We start from the raw sequence: 18,213 nt of genomic DNA, 5'->3' as shown, positions 1-18,213 counted from the left end.
CCCGACACGCCGGGCGTGCGGGGGCTTTTGCGTCTGCTCGCGCAACTAGATTCGGCGGCCGTCGGTGCCGAAGAAGTGCAGGTGCCCGGCTTCGGGGCGCAGGCGCACGCGGCTGCCCTTCTCCGGTAGGTGACGGCCGTCGGCGCGGGCCACGATCGGCTGTTCGATCACCTTGCCGGAGCCGGTGATTCGGCCGTACAGGTACGCGTCGGCGCCCAGCTCCTCGACCACGTCGACCTCCATCTCGACGCCGAGTCCGCCCAGCTCGAAGTGCTCGGGGCGCACCCCGACGACGATTTCACCCGCCGCACTGCCGATTTCCCGCGGCAGCGGGATCGGCCAATCCCCCAGCGACACCGAACAGTCCACCACCGGCAGCGTGAACAGGTTCATCGCCGGTGATCCGATGAACCCCGCGACGAACACGTTGGCGGGATTGCGGTAAAGCTCGCGGGGGTTCGCGAACTGCTGCAGCACGCCGTCGCACAGCACGGCGACGCGGTCACCCATGGTCATGGCCTCCACCTGATCATGGGTGACGTAGACCGTGGTGGTACCGAGACGCCGTTGCAGCGCGGCGATCTGGTTGCGGGTCTGCACCCGCAGCTTGGCGTCGAGGTTCGACAGCGGCTCGTCCATCAGGAACACCTGCGGGCGGCGCACGATCGCGCGGCCCATCGCGACCCGCTGGCGCTGCCCGCCGGACAGGTCTTTGGGCTTGCGGTCCAGATAGGGCTGCAGGTCAAGCAGTTTGGCCGCCCCCAGCACCCGCTCGCGGATCTCGGCCTTGGGAGTCTTGGCGATCTTCAGTGCGAAGCCCATGTTCTGGGCCACCGACATGTGCGGGTAGAGCGCGTAGTTCTGGAACACCATCGCGACGTCGCGGTCCTTGGGATCGACGTCGGTGACGTCGCGGTCGCCGATGCGGATGCGCCCGGAGTCCAGCGTCTCCAGGCCGGCCACCATCCGCAGCGAGGTCGTCTTGCCGCATCCCGACGGCCCCACCAGCACGACGAATTCGCCGTCCCCCACGTCCAGGTCGAGGCCGTCCAGGGCCGGCCGGTCCGATCCCGGATAGCGCCGCGTCGCCCGTTCGAAGCTCACCGAGGCCATGGCTATCCGTTCATTCCGGTCACCGCGATGCCGCGGACGAAGGAGCGCTGGGCGACGGCGTAGATGACGACGAGCGGCACCATGATCAGCATCGAGGCCGCCATGATGATCGGCCACCGGGCGACGTATTCGCCCCGCAGCCGCACCAGCCCCAGCGTCAGCGTCGCCAGGCTGTTGCGCTGCAGCATCAGCAGCGGCCACAGGAAGTCGTTCCACACGTTGACCCAGGTGAGCACCGCCAGCACCATGACCGCCGGGCGGGCGTGCGGCAGCAGGATGCGCCAGTAGATCTGCCACGGCGAGCAGCCGTCCAGGATCGCCGCCTCCTCGAGATCGGCAGGGAGCGTTCGGAAGAACTGCCGCATGAGATAGGTGCCGAAGGCGCTGCCGAACAGGCCCGGCACGATCATCGCCCAGGGCGTGTCGACCCAGCCCGCCAGTCGCATCAGGATGAACTGCGGGATCACGGTGACGGTCAGCGGCACCATCAGGGTGCCCAGATACAACACGAACAGCGTGTCGCGGCCGCGAAAGTGCAGTCGCGCGAACGCATACCCGGCCAGCGAGCAGAAGAAGACCTGTCCCGCGGTGACGCAGCCGGCGTACAACACGGTGTTGAAGAACATGCGCCCGAACGGCATCAGCGTGAAGACGTCGGTGTAGTTGGACCACCGCGGGTGGGCCGGCAGCAGCGTCGGCTGGCTCACCTCGCCCTCCCGCTTCAGGGAGCCCGACACGGCCCAGGCGATCGGGAACAGCCAGCACCACGCTATGGCGAGCAGCGTGGTGTAGACCGCGACCGCGCGAAAGACGTTGCGCGTGAACACCCGCTCAGCCGACCCCATGCGAAGCCTCCAACGACCGCTGCCGGGTCAGGCGCAACTGCACCACGGTCAACACCAGCAAGATGGCGAACATCACCCAGGCCAGCGCCGACGCGTAGCCGAATTCCAGAAAGGAAAACGCGTGCTGGAACAGCATGATGCCCAGCACATAGGTGGCGGTTTCGGGCCCGCCGTTGGCGCCGTTGAGGACATAGACGAGGTCGAACGCCTGGAACGCGTGGATGATCGAGATGACCGCGACGAACGACATGGCCCCTTTGATCAGCGGCACCGTGATGAACGCGAACTGCCGTATCTCGCCGGCACCGTCGATTCTGGCCGCCTCGTAGACGCTTTCCGGCACGCCCTGCATCGCGGCCAGCAGGATGACGGTGGCGAACGGCACGCTGCGCCACACGCTGACGATGCACAGCGAGATCATCGCCCAGCGGGGGTCCACCAGCCACGGGACGGGGCCGATCCCGACCCAGCCGAGCATGATGTTGAGCAGCCCGTTGTCGGTGTTGAACACGAATTGCCACACGACCGCCATCACCACCGACGAGATGGCCAGGGGCAAAAAGACGATGGTGCGAAATACACCGATTCCCTTGACCTTCCGGTTCAGCGCGCCCGCCACGACGAGGCTGATGACGATGGTCGGCACGACCGTGCCGACGGTGAAGATGACCGTGTTGCGGATGGCGATGAGAAACAGCGGGTCGGAGGTGAACAGCTCCCGGAAGTTCGTCAGGCCCACGAACTTCGGCGGCCGGAAGACATCCCACTGCTGAAAACTCATGTACAGCGAGAATCCGAGCGGAAAGAGCATGAACACCGCGACCGCGGCCAGGTTGGGGGCGACGAACAGGCGCCCGGCCCGCGCTCGTCGCCGCGATGGGCCGGATCCCTTGGTCCGTTGCCGGGCAATCGATGTCATGGGCTGCGCAGCACCTCGTCGATGGCGGGCGACATCGCGGTCAGCGACGTCGCCGGGCGGGATCCGCGCAGCACCGGTCCGAAGTTGCGGTCCATCAGTGCGACGATCTTCTCCCATGCCGGGGTGACCGGCAACCCGTCCGAGTGCGCGGGCCCGTCGGTGAGCACGGCGAGGTTGTCCACCCGGTGGTGGGCGGTGGCGAATCCGGTGGATCCGAGCGCGGACCGCAGCACCGGCACGAAGAGACTGGATTCAGCGATCAGTGCCTGCCCGACGGGGCCGGTCGCGAATTTCACGAATTCCCATGCCTGCTCCTTGCGTTGGCTGCTCGACGAGATGGCCAGCCCCGTGGAACCGATGTTGGAGCGGGCGGGCTGCCCCTGCCGGCGCGGTCCCACGGGCAGCGGGGCGACATCGAAATCCAGGTCCTCGGCTCGGATGAACGTCTGGTTGCGCCAGTGACCCCCCAGCGCAATCGCCGCCTTGCCCGACGCGAACAGGTCGGGCGTGGACATCGACTGCACGTCGGATGCGCTGGGCGCCACCCGGTGCTTGTTGGCGAGGTCGGCGTAGAACTGCACCGCCTCGATGAAGGCGTCCTGGTCGAAGTTGAAGTGGGTCGGGTTTTTCAGCGGCGTGGACCACGGCACCCCGTTGTTCATGGCGAACAGGCCGGCCGAATAGTACGAGACGAAGACGTTGACGAACCCCCACTGGGTGGTGCGCCCCGACCCGTCCCGCTTGGTGAGAGCGGTTGCGGTGTCGAGGAATTCGGCCCAATTCCAGGGCCGGTCCCACGTGCTGGGCGGCGCGGGCACCCCGGCGTCGGCGAAGAGCCGCTTGTTGTAGAACAGGTAGTTCCCCGACCACTGCTCGGGCAGCGCGTACTGGCCCCCGTTGAACGTGAAGGCGTCGTACAGGGGCGCGATGCCGTCCGACGCCAGTTGCGCGGCGAAGTCCCGATCGTGGGCGAGCATGGTGTTGAGGTCCAGCAGCACGCCCCGGGCGGCCAGCTCGGCGTAGGTCAAGTCCCAGGCCATCAGCACGTCCGGGCAGCGGCCGCCGGCGCAAAACGTCGACAGCTGCTGCATCACGCCCGGCGCCGACAAGACCGCCCGGACCTTGATGTCGGGGTGGCGGCGCTGGAATTCGTCGACGATGCGCATCCTGGCGTCGCGTTCCTCCGGGTTGGCCGCGAAGAAGAACGTCAACGCGTCGTCGTCGGGCGTGCAGCCGGCGGCCCAGGGCACCAGCGACGCCGCCGTGAGGGCCCCGCCGCCCCGCAGCAGGTCCCGCCGCCGGAACGGCCTATCGGACATGGCGCTCCCCCGTTGGCAGGGACGGCAGCGCGAGCGCGGCCCGCCGCAGGCCGTCGGGGTCGCCGGTGATGTCGATCGTGTCGATGCGATCGTCGGCTCCGACGCCGATGCGCAACAGGATTTGCGGGCGCCCGCGCGGCGCGATCACGACGCCGGGCGCGCCGTCGATGAGAAGGACGACACCGGCCCGCGCGCGCCGGGCGAAGCGGCGGGTTTCCTCCGCGACGCGGCGGGCGCCGCGCACCTCGGTCGGCACGTCGGCGGGGACCAGCGCCGGATCGACCCGGCGCACCACGCCGGGGGCCAGCAGCTCCAGCAGCGTGGCGATGTCGCCGCCGCGCGACGCCGCGAGGAAGGCCTCGACGACCGCGACGTGCCGGGCCGCGCGGTCCGGATCGGCGGTCGGGCGGGCGTGCAGCCGCCCGCGCGCCCGGCTGGCGAGCTTCTTCGCGGCCGCCGGCGATTTGCCCAGCACGCTGGCGATCTCCTCGAACGGCACGGCGAACACGTCGTGCAGCACGAACGCGACGCGCTGCTCGGGTGAGAGCCGGTCGAGCACGACGAGCATCGCGTCGCTCACCGAGTCGATCAGCAGCGCGGCCTCATCCGCGGAGTCGGCCGCGGTCGCGGCGAGGCGGTCCAGCTCGTCGGGGTCGGCCAGGGGCTGCTCGGCGCGGCGCGCGCGCGCCCGAAGCTGGTCGATCGCCTCGCGGGCGGTGATGGTGGTGAACCACCCGGTGAGATTGGCGATCTCGGCGGTGTCCGAGCGGCTGGCCTTTAGCCACGCCGACTGCACCGCGTCGTCGGCGTCGGCCGCCGAGCCCAGCAGCCGAAAAGCCACCGATCTCAGGTGCCGACGATCCGCGTCGAACCGCTGGGCGAGGTCCACCAGATTTTTGGGCGCGCTCACGGGTCACCTTTCCTGCGCGGGAGTCGTCAAGAAGATGAGCGCATCCATCGAACTCTCTGTCGCAAAAGGAGACCTGCACCATGACCCTATCGATTGTGCGCCGCGACGTGCGCTGCTGCCATTCGGCTCGCCGTTGCGGAAACAGCTGGAAGACAAGGGGTTGAAGCGGATGTCCACTATGCACGCCGCATACGTCGTCATCACGGCGGCGACCGCCGTCGTCACCGCCGGGATCGCCGTGGCCGACCTCATCCCCGCCGGGTTCGTCCTGGCGAACTCGGCCGAGGTCGGGGTGCCGCGCTCGTGGCTGCCGGCGCTGGGCGCGGTGAAGCTGGCCGGGGCCGGCGGGCTGGTCGTCGGGCTCCTGGGCCTACCGGCGCTGGGCATCGCGGCCGCAGCCGGGCTGGTCCTGTTCTTCGTCGGCGCGGTCGTCACGCACCTGCGCGCGCGGGTGCTCTACAACATCGCGTTTCCCGGTGCCTACCTGGGCCTGTCGGCGGCGACGCTGGCGCTGATGGTGGTGGTGCGCTGATCAACCGGGAAAGTAGCGGATCCGGTCGATCGCGTTGGCCGGCCACGCGACGTCGGCGAACACGATGCCGCGCCCGTGGGCGGAGTTGACCGGGACCGCGACCGTGTGGCCCGCGCCGATCACCTTGGTCCAGCCGAGCCCGTCGAGCCGCTCGGCGAGTTCGGCGACGTCGACCCGGTCGGCATCGCCCAAAGTCATTGCGGCCGTTGGTGACAGCAGCCGCAACGCGCCGGCGCCGTCCTTGCGCGCGACGGCGCCGAGGAACTCCTGCGCCAGCCGCTTGGGCCGCGCCCCCGCGCGCCGAAAGCCGGCCATGAACCCGGCGGTCCCCCGCCACCCCTGATTGGCCAGCAGGCCCCGCGACAGCTGCAATGCGGGCGGCGCCGCGCGCGGGCCGGTTCGCAGGAACTGCAGCATCATCGCCGGCAGCTCCCAGTAGGCGCGCAATCGGGCGATTCGCCAGTGCCCGTTGGACTCTCGGAGGTCGTAACGCAGGATTGCGGGGATGTGCATCGTCACCGCGGGGCCCATCGACACCTCGAGCTCGAGATCGCGCAACACGGCGGTGCGAAAGACGATGTCCAGGTCGCGATGGAACGTGATGTCACGCGGACCGATGAACGTGTCGTAGAAGCGGCCGATCTGCGCGTGCCCCACGTGCGGGCGCGATCCCACCGGGTCCTCGACCCGGCCGTCGACGGTGAACAGGCCCACCCATCCGGCGCGGTCGTGCGCGGCGGCCGCCTGCGGCGACCGCTCCACCGCGGCGAGCAGGCGGTCGCGATCCAGCGGCACCACCATCAGCGGCCGCCGACCAGCTCGACGCCGGCCGACCGCATCGCCGCCAGCGCTTGCTCGGCCGACTCCGCCGCGACGGCCGCCGTGAGGTCGATCAGCACCCTGGTGGCCAGGCCGGCCCGCGCCGCGTCCTCGGCGGTGCGCCGGACGCAGTGGTCGGTGGCGATGCCGACCACGTCGACGCGGTCGACCCCGCGCTCGCGCAACCAGTCGAGCAGCGGGGTGCCGTTTTCGTCGGCGCCCTCGAAGCCGCTGTACGCCGCGGCGTCGGCGCCCTTGCGAAAGACGGCTTCGATCCGGGTGGGGTCGAGTTCGGGGCGAAGCTCGGCGCCGGGGCTGCCGGCGACGCAGTGCGGCGGCCACGACGACGAGTAGTCGGGCCGGTCGGAGAAATGGTCGCCCGGGTCGATGTGGAAATCCTCGGTGGCCACGACGTGGTCGTAGCCCGGCCCGCCGGCGAGGTAGTCGTCGATGGCGGACGCCAGGCGCGCCCCGCCGCGCACCGGCACCGAGCCGCCCTCGCAGAAGTCGTTTTGCACGTCGACGATGATCAACGCCCGCACGCGCTCCACCGTAGTCCGGGGCCGCCGCACCGGTTGACTCTGCGTCCACGGCGCGAAAGTGCGAGAAGGGCGCACCGTCAGCGCAGAGTCAATGGCTGCCGACGGTGCCGCTATCCCCCGACGGTTTGTTTGCGGGTCGGCGGGGTAACCCAGCTGCCATGTTGTTCCGCAGAATCGCGAGGCCCCTGTTGTCAGCGGTGTTCGTCGGCCAAGGCATCGACTCACTGCGCAATCCCAAGCCCGCGGCGGAGGCCGCGGCGCCGACCGTCGACGGCCTTCGGGCCCTGCCGGATCCGGTGGGAAGCCGCATTCCCAGCGACCCCCAGACATTCGCGCAAGTCACCGCGGCCGTCCAGATCGGCGGCGGCTTGCTGCTCGCCACGGGCAAAGCGCCGCGTTTCGCCTCGGCGGCCCTCGCCCTGACGGTGCTGCCGGCCAACCTCGGTGCGCACATGTTCTGGAGCGAGAGCGACCCGCAGCTCAAAGCGCAGAAGCGCAAGGACTTTCTGACCGACCTCAGCCTGCTGGGAGGGCTGATGATCGCGTCCGCCGACACGGCGGGCAAGCCCTCGCTGGGATGGCGGGGCCGCCGGGCGGCCGAACGGCTGTCCGAGCGGGTGTCGTCGGCGCTGCCGGGCTCTGACGATTCTTTCGACGCCGACTTCGGTGAGCTCGGGGAAAAGATCGCGCGCGGCCTGCACGTCGGCGCCGAACGCGGGCGCGAGCTGGCCAGCGCCGCCGCCGAGAAAGGCGCGCCCTACGCCGAGGCCGCGCTCGAGCGCGGACGCGAACTGGCCAGCACGGCGGCCGAGCGGGGCGCCCCTTACGCCGAGGCCGCGCTGGAGCGGGGCCGCGAGTTTGCCGAAACCGCCGCGGAACGGGGCGCGCCCCTGGCCAAGAAGGCGCGCAAACGCGGCAAGGAACTCGCCAGCACCGCCGCCGAACGGGGCGAGCCGCTGGCCAAGAAGGCACGCAAACGCGGCAAGGAACTCGCCAGCACGGCCGCCGAACGGGGCGAGCCCCTGGCGAAAAAGGCGCGCAAGCGCGGCGAGGAGCTGGCCGACGTGGCGCGCGACCGCGGGGCGGAGTTCGCCGAGATCGCGCGGCTGCGTGGCAGCGAGTTCGCCAGCGAGGCCGCCGCGCGGGGCAGCCAACTGGCCGATGCCGCCCGCGAGCGCGTCGGCGAGGGGGTCGTCAAGACACGCGTGAAGGCCCGCCGCCGCCGTCCCTGGTAGCCACGCTTGGCGGCTGCCGTGCCGCCCACCAAGGCGCTCGTCGACACCACCTAGTGGCGCCGGACGTACAACACCCAGGACAGCGCGACGAGCGCGAACCCGGTGACCTGCACGCCCGTCAACCATCCGGAGGGGTAAAGCGTTCCGCTGACGTAGTGGTCGATGAAGCCTTCGGGCGGCAGCGGCGCCAGCCCCGCCTTGCGGCGAGCCCAGCGTTCCGCCCACGTCAACGGGCAGTCCACGCGATTCGTGGCGATGGCGGCGCCCCAGATCACCGCCGGCACGTGCAGCCACATCGTGCGCGGCCAGCGCAGCGCGAGGAACCCGCCGGCCACCACGTACCCGATGAAGGCGAAGTGCAACGCCACGATCAGCCCCACCGCGATCGCGTACATCACGCGCCCGCCAGGAAGGCATCGACGATCGCGTCGACGCCCCGGCCGACGTCGACGGTGACACCGGCCTCGTCGGCGCCGAGGGGTTGCAGCGCCTCGAATTGCGAGTCCAGCAGCGCGGGCGGCATGAAGTGCCCTGGCCGCGCGGTCAGCCGGGCGGCGATGAGTTCCGCAGAACCGCTGAGGTGCAAGAACTTCGCGCGCGGGCACTGCCCCCGAAGCTGGTCGCGGTAGACGCGTTTCAGCGCGGAGCAACTCACCACCCCGCCGTCGCCGTGGGCGGCCAGCCAGGCTCCGACCTTCTCCAGCCACGGATGGCGATCGTCGTCGGTGAGCGGTTCGCCTGCGGCCATCTTGGCGATGTTGGCCGGCGGGTGCAGGGTGTCGGCGTCCACGAACGGCACCCGCAGCCGTCGCGCCAGCGCCGCCCCGACCGTCGACTTGCCCGATCCCGAGACGCCCATCACGACGACGGGCGGCGTGGCGCCTACTCGGCGCGGTGGCGGTTCCATTCCACCCAGCCGACGCCGCTGCGCCCGTCCGCGGTGCGGACGGTGGCCCAGGCGCGCGGAAACTGGCTCGCCCGCCCGTCGGCGGCGGTCAGTCGCACCGGCGCGTGCCCGCGTAGCTCCACGTCCGCGGTGATCTCGCCGGGGCTCAGGCTCAGCGTCGCGTCCAGCGGTAACCCGTTGGCGCCGAAGGCTTCCCGGGAGCCGACGGTCTCCAGCTCGGTGAGGTTCCCGTCCGCGTCCTGGGCGTAGCCGATGCTGAACTCCGGGGCCCCGGGAATGCGGATGTTCACCCCGTGCAGGTGGGTGCCGTCGTCGAGGTGCAGCGCGCTCCAAATCCAGTCCATGCTCCACCAGTCGCGCACGCCCCACGAGTGATCGCGCTGCCCCGGAACCGCGTCGACCCGATAGCTGGTGTCCCCGACGGTCACGGTTCCCGAGACGGTGCAAGGGATTTCGTAGCGCGTCGTCAGCCGGTAGGTGTACGGCGTGCCGTCGGTGGCCCACACCAGGTTCATCGTCATCTCGACGGGGGTTCCCGGCTCGCCGCGCAACAGGGCCGACGGGTCGGGGTAGGCCTGGCCTTGCCCGCGCACGTCCACCCGGTAGGTCTGCAGCGGAACCCCCGCGGAGTGGCTCACCTCGAAGGCGTCGGTGCGCAACGCCCACGGGTCGGCGGGCAGCGGCACCTCGGCATCGATGGCGACGGTGGGCATCTCGGGTCCGCACAGCAGCGCGTGCACCAACGCCTTCTGCTGGTTGGCGATCAGGCCGATGCGGAACCAGCCGCCCAATCCCTGTGCCGCATCGGCGAAGTCGGCGTACCAGCTTTCGCTCCACAGCGGTTCGGCGGTCGGGGCGTGGGCGAGTTCGTCGTCCTCCGACGGTCGCAGCGGCTCCGGGGCCACCGCGGTCGGGAGTATGGCCAGCGCGTCGGTGTCGAGCACGTGGTCGCAGTTGCGCGCCAGCATCGTCATGAACATCCGGTCGCCGCGGTCGGTCCGCTCCACCAACATCGACGAGACGATCGCCATCATCACGCCGAAAAAGCTTTGGTGCCGCACACCTTCGACGACGTCGGCGAGGCCGAGCGGCGCCGCCGGGCCCAGCGCCTCGTGGTAGGCGCTCAGCAATTCGTCGTAGCGCTCCCGGCGGTCCTCGGTCCGCAGCGCGCAGCCGAGGAAGTACGCCAGGTCCGTCAGCGCCGGCCCCCAGGACACGGTCTGCCAGTCGACCACGGTCAGCGCGCGGTCGGCCCCGGCGGTGCCGAACAGCATGTTGTCCAGCCGGTAGTCGCCGTGCACCAGGCCCCGAATCCGGCCCGGCTCCGACTCCTGGGCGAGGTACCCGTCGAACGAGGCCACCAGGCGTTCGCACACCACCCGGTGCTCCGGTGCGATCTGGTCGGCGTACCGGTCGACGAAGCCGGCGTACAGCGACGCGATCATCGCCTGGTTCAGCGGTGCGTCGCGATTGAGCCACGGCGCCTCGGCCAGCGTGGCATCGCCGAGCAGCGGGCCGTGCAGGCGTCCCAGTTCGACGACGCCGATGCGGGCCTGTTCAGTTGTGGCGCCGGCGATTTCGTCACCGACGAGGGCCGGTCCCGCGTCGCCGAGCAACAGGTCGAACACGCCCGTCGCGACGTCGACGGCGGCGTGGTGGCACGGCGCGATCGGCCCGCCCAGCCGCGGCGCGATGTCGCCGTAGAAGCGGACCTCGCGCTCGTAGAGACCCAGGGCCGACCCGGTCTGCCGGCTCACCGGATCGGAGGCGGCGACCTTGAGCACCACCGACTCGGGCCCGGCCCCGTCGGCGTCCGCGTAGGTGAGCCGGACGCGGTAGCACTCGCTCATCTGGCCGGTGCCGATGCGTTCCACGGCGAACTCGGCGATGGGCCCGGTCCCGATGGCCGCCGCCAACCAGGCGGCGGTGAGATCGCCGGGGCGTTCGATGACTTGCTCGGTGTCGGCGTGCATGAGGGTCAGCGTGCCAGGTCACTGGGCAAGGGAGAAACCGTCCCACGCGATTCGGCGGTGCGGGTGCGGGTCGAACTCGACCCGGCTCTTGCGGTCGAAGACCATGACGGCGCGGTCGGCGGGGGTATAGGCGGGCCAGTTGTCGCCCGGCGACCCGGTGCGGCTGAACGACCGCCACCGCCGTTGCACCTCGTTGCTGACCCGCAGCGCGGCGCGCCGATCGGCGGCGGCGGTCAGCAGCGCGCCGAACCGGGTGCGATACACGTCGAAGACGGCCAGCAACTCGGTGGCATGGGTGGCTCCGAACCCGGACCAGCGCAAGGTCCGGGGGGCGTAGTCGTACCGGTACAGGTAGGTGGGTGCGTGGACACCGTGGGCCTCCGCGATCTGCCAGGCCGCCGAGCTGAACGCGAAGTCGCCGCCGAGCTGGATGCACGCCGAGGGCGCGGGGTAGTCGGGGTAGGCGGCGGTAATGCGTTCGCGGGCAGCCGGTTCCGTATCCGCCAGCAGCTCTTCGACCATCGATTTGTTGGTCGGCAGCATGGTGAGGAAGCGGGTGAACAATCGGCCCTCTTCAGCGTTGGTGCCCACGATCAGCGGCAACCGGTGCGCGTGACCGCTCCGCATGGCCTCGATGGGATCCGTCGGCAGCATGTCGTCGCCGGTGGCCGGGCCAATTGGGAAGGCGCCCAGCCGTTCCTGCATACCCTGGTCGATCAGGCGTTGTTGCGCGTCGATCAATTCGGCCGCCGATGCCCGCATCAAGGCAGCGGCGCCGTCTCGCGTGCGCGCGCCGAGCAGGTGGGCGAAGCGCGCCGCGAATTCGGCGGCGACCTCCTTCGACCGCACCAGGCCCGACGCGGGGCTTTCCGAGATCGCCCGGGCGAACAGGCCCTCGGCGGCGGGCACGGTCAACAACGTGGCGGTGATGCACGCGCCCGCGCTCTCGCCGAAGATGGTGACATTGCCCGGGTCTCCGCCGAATTCGGCGATGTTGTCCTTGACCCACCGCAACGCCAGCACGAGGTCGCGCAGGTACAGGTTGCTGTCGATGGTGATGTCGGGGGTCGACAGCGACGACAGATCCACGCATCCGAGCACGCCGAGCCGGTAGTTGACCGACACGTACACGCACCCGCGGCGGGCCAGCGCGGCGCCGTCGTACAGCGGGGTCGCCGAGCTGCCCATGAAGTACCCGCCGCCGTGGATGAACACCATCACCGGCAACGGCTCGTCGGCGCCCCCCTCGGGGGTGACGACGTTGAGGGTGAGGCAGTCCTCGCTGGTCGGCTGGTAGCGGCCGACCCCAAGCATGGTGTAGCGGCGTTGCTGGGGCGCGCAGTTGCCGAAGCCGTGGCAGTGCCGCACGCCCGACCACGGCAGCGCCGGCTGGGGGGCGCGCAGCCGCAGGTGCCCCACCGGCGGCCGGGCGTACGGGATGGATCGCCAGCGGTTGACGCCGTCGCGGGTGAAACCTTCGACGATGCCGGTGGTCGTGCGGGCGCGCGCGGTGCGCTCATGCATACCAGTGACGGTAACCGACACACCGGCCGTCCTGCGCGGGTAGCGGGCCGAATCCGGCGGCGTGGCGGCTAGCCTGGCGGGATGCGGATCGCCGCGCTGATCGCTCTGACGTTGCTGGCTGCCGGGTGCTCGCACACCGGCGGGGGGAACTCGGGGCAGCCCCAGACCACCTCGCCGACGTCGGCCGGGAGCTCGCCGACGACGACGGGGCCGGTGGGCGGCAAGCCGCCGGCGCCGTCCGTCGCGCCCGCGGCCGGGACCGCGATCTCCGACGTCATCGCGTGGATCGAGGCGGGTCATCCCGCCGACCCGGGGCGCTATCACAGCGTGACGCGCGACGGGGCCAGCACGCCCCTCGGCGGCGACATCGCGCTGAGCTCCCAGGCGGGAAAGATCTCCTGCATGACCGATGCGCAGCACACCGGCGGCGCGCTGGCGTGCCTGGTGGACCTGACCAATCCCCCGCCCCGCCCCGACACCGCCTACGGCGACTGGAAGGGCGGTTGGGTCGACTTCGACGGGGTCAACCTGCAGGTCGGGTCGGCGCGCGCCGATCCGGGTCCGTTCATCAACGGCAACGGACCCGAGCTCGCCAACGGTGATTCGCTGTCGTTCGGCGACTACCGCTGCCGCGCGGATCCGGCGGGCCTGTTCTGCGTCAACTACGCCCACCAATCGGCGGTGCGCTTCGCCCCCGCCGGCATTCAGCCGTTCGGCTGCCTGAAGTCGGTGCCGCCGCCGGACGGGGTCGGCGCGGCGTTCAGGTGCTGACGCCGGGCATGATGCTCGCGAAGAGCTCGCCCATCTCGTCGCCCGGCCCACCCGGAACGGTGTAGCCGACCTCGTCGCGGATCTCATCGAGGTGGTCGCGCACGTCCTCGATCGACAGTCCCGGGCGGTAGCAGCCCTTGGTCCGGCCGATGAAGAAGCGCGCGACGTGGCCGGCGCCCGCCGTGTAAATCTCCCCGGACACCGGGCAATCCCGATGGGTGAGGAAGGCCGCGACCGGGGCCACCAGCGCCGGGTCCAGCTTCCGCAGGTATTGGCCGACCAGGTCGTTCATGACCGCTTGCGCCGCGGGATCGTCCGGTGCGCCGGCCCCGTCGATCGAGTGCGTCAACATCCGGGTGTGGGCGATCGGGGCGATGGCGTTGACCTTGATGTCGTGGGCGGCCCCTTCGGCGGCGAGCACGCGGGTGAGACCGATCAACCCGGTCTTGGCCGCCCCGTAGTTGCTCATCCGTTCGGCGCCAAGGATTCCCGCCGCCGAGCAGGTGTTGAGTATCCGGCCGTAGCGCCGCTCGCGCATCACCGCCCACGCCGGGCGGGTCACGTAGAACGCGCCGTTGAGATGCACGTCGACGAGAGGCCCGAGCCGCTCGGCGGTCATGTCCTCGAAGGGCGCGTCGCCGACGATGCCGGCGTTGTTGATCACGATGTCCACCCGCCCCCAGGCGCGCAGGGCGGCATCGATGATCGCCTGTCCGCCTTCGGGTGTCGTCACGCTGTGGGCGTCGGCGACGGCCTGCCCACCGGCTTGGCGGATCTCGTCGACGACGGAGCCGGCCGCCGCGGCGTCGGATCCGCCGCCCGTCACCGAGCCCCCGACGTCGTTGACCACGACGCGCGCGCCGCGTGCCGCGAGCAGCAGGGCGTACTGCCTGCCCAGACCGCCTCCCGCCCCGGTGATCACGGCGACCTGGTCGTCGAAGCGAAGTTCCACGGCGCTCACCAGCTGACCGGAAGTTCCTTCATGCCATAGATGTTGGCGTCTTTGAACCTCAGTTCCTCCGGCGCCACCGCCAGTTTGAGGTCGGGCAGGCGGCGCGCCAGCGTGGCGAACGCCACCTGCATCTCGACGCGGGCCAGGTTCGCCCCGATGCACTGATGCACTCCGTATCCGAAGCCCAAGTGCCCGCGCGGGTTTCGGCCGGGGTGGAAGGCTTCGGGATCGTCGATGAATTGAGGGTCGAAGTTCCCGGCGAGGAGGTTCATCATGACGAACTCCCCGGCACGGACCAGCTGGCCGCCGATCACCACATCCTCGGACGCCACGCGATCGACCTGGCTGTGCACGATGGACAGGTAGCGCATCAGCTCTTCGACGACGTTCGCGACGTAGGTGGGATCGTCGGTCTGTCCGAGCCGAGCGAACACGTCCGGATGTTGCAGCAGCGCAACGGTTCCCAACGAGATCATGTTGGCGGTCGTTTCGTGGCCGGCCTGCATCATGATCACGCTGTTCATGGCCGTCGTGGCGTGGTCGAGCTGGCCCGTGGCCACATATTCGGTGACCAGGCGGCTGATCAGGTCGTCGCCGGGTTCGCGTTCCTTGCGCTGCACCAACTCCTCGATGTAGGCGTACATGGCCCCGAAGGCCTGGCCCCGCTCCTCGTCGGTGGACCTCTGGTCGAGGCCCCTCGTGGTGTTGAACTGGAACAGTTCGAGGTCCTCGGGCGGCACACCGAGCAGCAGCGCGATCACCATGGACGGCACCGGCAAGGCGAATTCGCGCACCAGATCGGCCGGTGCGCCATGGTCGATCATCTGGCCGAGGTAGTGGTCGACCATCTCCTGAATGTGCGGGCGCATCGATTCGCAGCGCCGGAAGGTGAAGTTACTGGTCATCATTCGCCGCAGTCGGTGATGCTCGGGATCGTCGGCGCGCGCGAACATCACCGGCACCTTATTGTCGGCGTCGGTGGGCATGATGGCGTCGGGAATCGTCTTCGCGGACAAGCGCGGATCGACCAGCGCCGCCCTGATGTCTTCGTACCGGCTCACCACCCAGATCGGGTTGCTACCGAACATCGCCCGCCGCAGCCCGGGCTCGGCGCGCCAGTCCGCGAATTCCGGTGGCGGCGCCAGCGGGCAGCGGGCGGGCCGCGGGACGGGCAGCACGGGAAGTTCGGCCTCGGCCGTTTCGGAGGATTCCAAAGATGTTGACATAACCAGCTTTTCCGATTAAGTGTCATATGTCTGCCAGTTATGTAGCGTAGAGCAGCGCCTGTTGGCAGTCAACCGTCAGTTAGGCTGGGACGATGACAGCGGTTGAAGACCGCCGGCTGCGCGCGGACGCGGCCCGCAACGTCGACCGCATTCTGCGCGCGGCGCGCGATGTCTATGGCGAACTGGGGCCGGACGCGCCCGTCGAGGCCGTCGCCCGCCGCGCGGGGGTCGGCGAACGAACCCTCTATCGCCGGTTTCCGGCGAAGGCCGATTTGGTGCGGGCCGCCCTGGACCACAGCATCGCCGAGGATCTCACGCCCGCGATCGAAGCGGCCCGCCGCAGCGACGACCCGCTGCGCGGGCTCGCGCAACTGATCGAGGCGGCGATCTCGCTCGGTGCGCGCGAACACAACCTGCTGACCGCCGCGCACCGGGCCGGGGCGCTGACGTTCGATATCTCGGTGTCACTCAACGAGGCGCTCGACGACCTGGTCCGCGAGGGCCAGCGCGCGGGCCGCGTGCGGGCCGACCTGGTCGTGGACGACGTGCCGCGCCTCATCGCGATGCTCTACAGCGTGCTGGCGACGATGGATTCAGATAGCGATGGGTGGCGGCGCTACGTCGCCCTCATCGTCGACGCGATATCGATCGTCGACGGACGACCGCTCCCCCCGGCGCCGCCGCTTCGGATTTCCGAACCGAGCACCTGGCGCGTGTAGCGGTCTAGTTGATCGTCACCCCGGCGTCGACCTTGAACTGCAGCCCCGTGACCCACCTGGACTCATCGGAAATGAGGAACAGCACCGCGTTGCTGATGTCGGCGGGCTCGACGGCGGGCGTCGGCATCGCGTTGACGAAGATCGGAATCAGGTCCGGCCGTTCCTCCCCCAGGGCCACGCCGAACGACGGGGGGATCATGCCGGTGTGGCAGCCGGTGGGAAGCACAGCATTCACCCGCACATTCTGGGCGGCCAGTTCGTTGGCCAGTCCCAAAGTCAGACCCACGACACCATACTTCGCGGCGGTGTAAGGCGTCTGTAGCGGAAAGCCTTTCACGGCGCCCGCAGAACTGATGGTGACGAGACTGCCGCCTCCCCGTTCGAGCAGGTGCGGTATCGCGGCCGCGCAGGTATTCCACACTCCGATGAGATCGATGTCGACCACCGTCCGCCACTGATCGAGCGTGGTTCTATCCCACGGCGCCGACGTCAGGACGCCGGCATTGGCCACCGCTCCGTCCAGACCGCCCAACTCGCGGACGCCGTCATCAACGGCCGCGCGCAATTCCACGTCGTCACGAACGTCGACGATGCGGCTCACGCAGCGACGGCCCAACTCGATAACCAGCCGTACGGTCTCGTTGAGGTCTTCCTCGGTCGCCAAGGGATAGTCGATCTGCGGCAGGGACTGGCAGATGTCGACCAGGATGAGGTCGGCCCCCTCCTGCGCGAGCCGCACCGCATGGCTACGCCCCAGACCGCGGGCCGCCCCGGTGACGAGGACGCGCTTGCCGGCCACCCGCCCCGGCGACGACGCCGTCACCGCTCAGTCCACATGAGGCCGCGCATCGTCGCCGACAGGGGAATGTCCTCCACCGCGATCAGACCTGTGGGCGCGCGGCACACCCAGTCGATCGCGTTGACGACCCGCCCCGCCGTCGAAATGCATCCGGCGTCAGTGGAATCGAAGACCGGGTGGGATACGTGGGTGTTGATCTCGACGCGCGGTTCGCCCTCCACGACGACGCGGTGCACGCCGGTATGACCGTCGGGCGGGAACTCCCAGTCGGGCGCCGCGGCGGTCGTCAGCCGTGTCACGTGCTCGAGGGTGATCACGGGCTGGCCATCGCGGACGCCCTCGGTGGCGAAGCGCACCGCGGCCATCTGCCCCGGCTCCACCGTCATCATCGTGCACTCGATGCGTTCGGGCGTGTACCAGGGTTCGACGCGCTGGCGCACCTCGTCGAGTTTGATGTCGAGGTTGTCCGCCAGGCTGCGGACCTGGCCGCCCCACATCGACACGATGACCCCGGGCAGGAACATCATCGGCGACTCGTCACCCTCAGTGGATCCGAAACCCATTGCGGCGCCGGTGAACTCCGCGTCGTCGTAGTTTCCGTAGTCGAAAATCTCTTGCACGGTGATCGACGAGACCCGGGTGGTCAGGCTCACCGCGGAGTGCACCAGCGTATCGCCGGAGAAGCCCGGGTCGATGCCGTTGACGTAGAGCGAGGTGTTGCCCTCCTCGCAGGCGCGCTGCAACGGCGCCCGCAGCCAGTCCTCGGCGTGGTGCGGGGTGACCAGCCAGACCATCGAGGTGCCGACGACGTTGGTTCCGGCCGCGAGGAAGGCGGCCATCTGCTCGATGGCCTCCATCGGCCGGGTCTCGCCCTGCGAGGTGTAGACGACGCAGTCGGCGCCGAGGCCCACCAGGGCGTCGACGTCGTCGGTGGCGACGATGCCGGTCGGTTCGTCCAGCCCGCACAACTCGGCCGCGTCCCGACCGACCTTGTCGGCGCTGGCCGCGTGCACACCGACGAGCTCCAAATCCGGCCGTCCGATGATGGCCCGCAACGAATGCCGGCCGACGTTGCCCGTCGAGAATTGAACGACTTTGCGCACCGCGC

The 18,213-nt window shown here is 69.9% G+C and carries 19 protein-coding genes; 4 read left to right on the top strand and 15 right to left on the bottom strand.

The features are described from left to right. Positions 1-45 precede the first annotated feature (45 nt). From AC5Y4Z_RS18390 to AC5Y4Z_RS18370, 5 genes are read right to left on the bottom strand one after another with little or no spacing between them, the layout of a single operon-like run. Complete coding sequence (locus tag AC5Y4Z_RS18390) at positions 46-1,113, bottom strand: ABC transporter ATP-binding protein (protein ID WP_499965926.1); 1,068 nt, start codon at positions 1,111-1,113, stop codon at positions 46-48. 2 nt (positions 1,114-1,115) lie between these two features. Next, complete coding sequence (locus AC5Y4Z_RS18385; RefSeq protein WP_499965925.1) at positions 1,116-1,958, bottom strand: carbohydrate ABC transporter permease; 843 nt, start codon at positions 1,956-1,958, stop codon at positions 1,116-1,118. Further along, positions 1,945-2,877, bottom strand: a complete 933-nt coding sequence (locus AC5Y4Z_RS18380) for a carbohydrate ABC transporter permease (RefSeq protein ID WP_499965924.1) — start codon at positions 2,875-2,877, stop codon at positions 1,945-1,947. Before AC5Y4Z_RS18380 ends, AC5Y4Z_RS18385 begins: the two co-directional genes overlap by 14 nt. After that, positions 2,874-4,196, bottom strand: coding sequence for an ABC transporter substrate-binding protein (locus tag AC5Y4Z_RS18375; RefSeq protein WP_499965923.1), 1,323 nt, complete (start codon positions 4,194-4,196; stop codon positions 2,874-2,876). Before AC5Y4Z_RS18375 ends, AC5Y4Z_RS18380 begins: the two co-directional genes overlap by 4 nt. Next, positions 4,186-5,106 (bottom strand): sigma-70 family RNA polymerase sigma factor, encoded by a 921-nt coding sequence (locus AC5Y4Z_RS18370; protein ID WP_499965921.1) that lies wholly within the window; start codon positions 5,104-5,106, stop codon positions 4,186-4,188. Before AC5Y4Z_RS18370 ends, AC5Y4Z_RS18375 begins: the two co-directional genes overlap by 11 nt. Before the next feature lie 178 nt (positions 5,107-5,284). Between AC5Y4Z_RS18370 and AC5Y4Z_RS18365 the strand changes: the two genes are divergently transcribed. Continuing rightward, on the top strand, positions 5,285-5,638 hold the full coding sequence (locus AC5Y4Z_RS18365; RefSeq protein ID WP_499965978.1) for a DoxX family protein: 354 nt from the start codon (positions 5,285-5,287) through the stop codon (positions 5,636-5,638). On the opposite strand, the gene AC5Y4Z_RS18360 is transcribed toward AC5Y4Z_RS18365, so the two are convergent. Further along, positions 5,639-6,439 carry a ketosteroid isomerase family protein gene (locus AC5Y4Z_RS18360; RefSeq protein ID WP_499965919.1) on the bottom strand — a complete coding sequence of 267 codons (801 nt, stop codon included), beginning with the start codon at positions 6,437-6,439 and terminating at the stop codon, positions 5,639-5,641. It abuts the gene before it with no gap. Beyond that, positions 6,439-6,999 carry a pyrazinamidase PncA gene (gene pncA / locus AC5Y4Z_RS18355; RefSeq protein WP_499965917.1) on the bottom strand — a complete coding sequence of 187 codons (561 nt, stop codon included), beginning with the start codon at positions 6,997-6,999 and terminating at the stop codon, positions 6,439-6,441. Before pncA ends, AC5Y4Z_RS18360 begins: the two co-directional genes overlap by 1 nt. Before the next feature lie 158 nt (positions 7,000-7,157). On the opposite strand from pncA, the gene AC5Y4Z_RS18350 reads away from it, so the two are divergent. Then, a complete protein-coding gene (locus AC5Y4Z_RS18350) occupies positions 7,158-8,234 on the top strand; it encodes a DoxX family protein (RefSeq protein ID WP_499965916.1) in 1,077 nt (358 codons plus the stop codon). A gap of 50 nt (positions 8,235-8,284) precedes the next feature. On the opposite strand, the gene AC5Y4Z_RS18345 is transcribed toward AC5Y4Z_RS18350, so the two are convergent. From AC5Y4Z_RS18345 to AC5Y4Z_RS18330, 4 genes are read right to left on the bottom strand one after another with little or no spacing between them, the layout of a single operon-like run. Next, complete coding sequence (locus AC5Y4Z_RS18345; RefSeq protein ID WP_499965914.1) at positions 8,285-8,629, bottom strand: DUF2784 domain-containing protein; 345 nt, start codon at positions 8,627-8,629, stop codon at positions 8,285-8,287. Further along, positions 8,629-9,141 carry a gluconokinase gene (locus AC5Y4Z_RS18340; protein WP_499965913.1) on the bottom strand — a complete coding sequence of 171 codons (513 nt, stop codon included), beginning with the start codon at positions 9,139-9,141 and terminating at the stop codon, positions 8,629-8,631. The genes AC5Y4Z_RS18345 and AC5Y4Z_RS18340 overlap by 1 nt, the downstream gene beginning before the upstream one ends. After that, complete coding sequence (locus tag AC5Y4Z_RS18335) at positions 9,117-11,114, bottom strand: DUF7064 domain-containing protein (protein WP_499965911.1); 1,998 nt, start codon at positions 11,112-11,114, stop codon at positions 9,117-9,119. Before AC5Y4Z_RS18335 ends, AC5Y4Z_RS18340 begins: the two co-directional genes overlap by 25 nt. A gap of 18 nt (positions 11,115-11,132) precedes the next feature. Further along, a complete protein-coding gene (locus AC5Y4Z_RS18330; protein WP_499965909.1) occupies positions 11,133-12,638 on the bottom strand; it encodes a carboxylesterase/lipase family protein in 1,506 nt (501 codons plus the stop codon). An 81-nt stretch (positions 12,639-12,719) separates the two neighbouring features. Between AC5Y4Z_RS18330 and AC5Y4Z_RS18325 the strand changes: the two genes are divergently transcribed. After that, positions 12,720-13,409 (top strand): hypothetical protein, encoded by a 690-nt coding sequence (locus tag AC5Y4Z_RS18325; RefSeq protein WP_499965908.1) that lies wholly within the window; start codon positions 12,720-12,722, stop codon positions 13,407-13,409. Here the strand turns inward: AC5Y4Z_RS18325 and AC5Y4Z_RS18320 are convergent. Continuing rightward, a complete protein-coding gene (locus AC5Y4Z_RS18320) occupies positions 13,399-14,370 on the bottom strand; it encodes an SDR family NAD(P)-dependent oxidoreductase (RefSeq protein ID WP_499965907.1) in 972 nt (323 codons plus the stop codon). The two genes, AC5Y4Z_RS18325 and AC5Y4Z_RS18320, sit on opposite strands and share 11 nt — an antisense overlap. Continuing rightward, positions 14,367-15,587, bottom strand: coding sequence for a cytochrome P450 (locus AC5Y4Z_RS18315; protein ID WP_499965906.1), 1,221 nt, complete (start codon positions 15,585-15,587; stop codon positions 14,367-14,369). Before AC5Y4Z_RS18315 ends, AC5Y4Z_RS18320 begins: the two co-directional genes overlap by 4 nt. A gap of 92 nt (positions 15,588-15,679) precedes the next feature. Here AC5Y4Z_RS18315 and AC5Y4Z_RS18310 point away from each other — a divergent pair, with 92 nt between their 5' ends. Further along, positions 15,680-16,306 (top strand): TetR/AcrR family transcriptional regulator, encoded by a 627-nt coding sequence (locus AC5Y4Z_RS18310; RefSeq protein ID WP_499965905.1) that lies wholly within the window; start codon positions 15,680-15,682, stop codon positions 16,304-16,306. 4 nt (positions 16,307-16,310) lie between these two features. Here AC5Y4Z_RS18310 and AC5Y4Z_RS18305 read toward each other — a convergent pair whose 3' ends face one another. Then, positions 16,311-17,105 (bottom strand): mycofactocin-coupled SDR family oxidoreductase, encoded by a 795-nt coding sequence (locus AC5Y4Z_RS18305; RefSeq protein ID WP_499965977.1) that lies wholly within the window; start codon positions 17,103-17,105, stop codon positions 16,311-16,313. 20 nt (positions 17,106-17,125) lie between these two features. After that, positions 17,126-18,208, bottom strand: a complete 1,083-nt coding sequence (locus AC5Y4Z_RS18300) for an NAD(P)H-dependent amine dehydrogenase family protein (RefSeq protein ID WP_499965903.1) — start codon at positions 18,206-18,208, stop codon at positions 17,126-17,128. Between the last annotated feature and the right edge of the window lie 5 nt (positions 18,209-18,213).

Source organism: Mycobacterium sp. NGS63 (assembly GCF_059812295.1).
The sequence above is the reverse complement of the archived record's forward strand: the minus strand, read 5'-3'. Positions and strand labels throughout refer to the sequence as shown.

Excerpts from the sequence above, each read along its gene's own strand:
- AC5Y4Z_RS18315 (WP_499965906.1), bottom strand. The coding sequence starts at position 15,587 with ATGTCAACATCTTTGGAATCCTCCGAAACGGCCGAGGCCGAACTTCCC.
- AC5Y4Z_RS18360 (WP_499965919.1), bottom strand. The coding sequence starts at position 6,439 with ATGGTGGTGCCGCTGGATCGCGACCGCCTGCTCGCCGCGGTGGAGCGG.
- AC5Y4Z_RS18380 (WP_499965924.1), bottom strand. The coding sequence starts at position 2,877 with ATGACATCGATTGCCCGGCAACGGACCAAGGGATCCGGCCCATCGCGG.
- AC5Y4Z_RS18325 (WP_499965908.1), top strand. The coding sequence starts at position 12,720 with ATGCGGATCGCCGCGCTGATCGCTCTGACGTTGCTGGCTGCCGGGTGC.
- AC5Y4Z_RS18340 (WP_499965913.1), bottom strand. The coding sequence starts at position 9,141 with ATGGAACCGCCACCGCGCCGAGTAGGCGCCACGCCGCCCGTCGTCGTG.
- AC5Y4Z_RS18365 (WP_499965978.1), top strand. The coding sequence starts at position 5,285 with ATGCACGCCGCATACGTCGTCATCACGGCGGCGACCGCCGTCGTCACC.
- AC5Y4Z_RS18310 (WP_499965905.1), top strand. The coding sequence starts at position 15,680 with ATGACAGCGGTTGAAGACCGCCGGCTGCGCGCGGACGCGGCCCGCAAC.
- AC5Y4Z_RS18345 (WP_499965914.1), bottom strand. The coding sequence starts at position 8,629 with ATGTACGCGATCGCGGTGGGGCTGATCGTGGCGTTGCACTTCGCCTTC.
- AC5Y4Z_RS18330 (WP_499965909.1), bottom strand. The coding sequence starts at position 12,638 with ATGCATGAGCGCACCGCGCGCGCCCGCACGACCACCGGCATCGTCGAA.
- AC5Y4Z_RS18375 (WP_499965923.1), bottom strand. The coding sequence starts at position 4,196 with ATGTCCGATAGGCCGTTCCGGCGGCGGGACCTGCTGCGGGGCGGCGGG.
- AC5Y4Z_RS18385 (WP_499965925.1), bottom strand. The coding sequence starts at position 1,958 with ATGGGGTCGGCTGAGCGGGTGTTCACGCGCAACGTCTTTCGCGCGGTC.
- AC5Y4Z_RS18335 (WP_499965911.1), bottom strand. The coding sequence starts at position 11,114 with ATGCACGCCGACACCGAGCAAGTCATCGAACGCCCCGGCGATCTCACC.
- AC5Y4Z_RS18390 (WP_499965926.1), bottom strand. The coding sequence starts at position 1,113 with ATGGCCTCGGTGAGCTTCGAACGGGCGACGCGGCGCTATCCGGGATCG.
- AC5Y4Z_RS18350 (WP_499965916.1), top strand. The coding sequence starts at position 7,158 with ATGTTGTTCCGCAGAATCGCGAGGCCCCTGTTGTCAGCGGTGTTCGTC.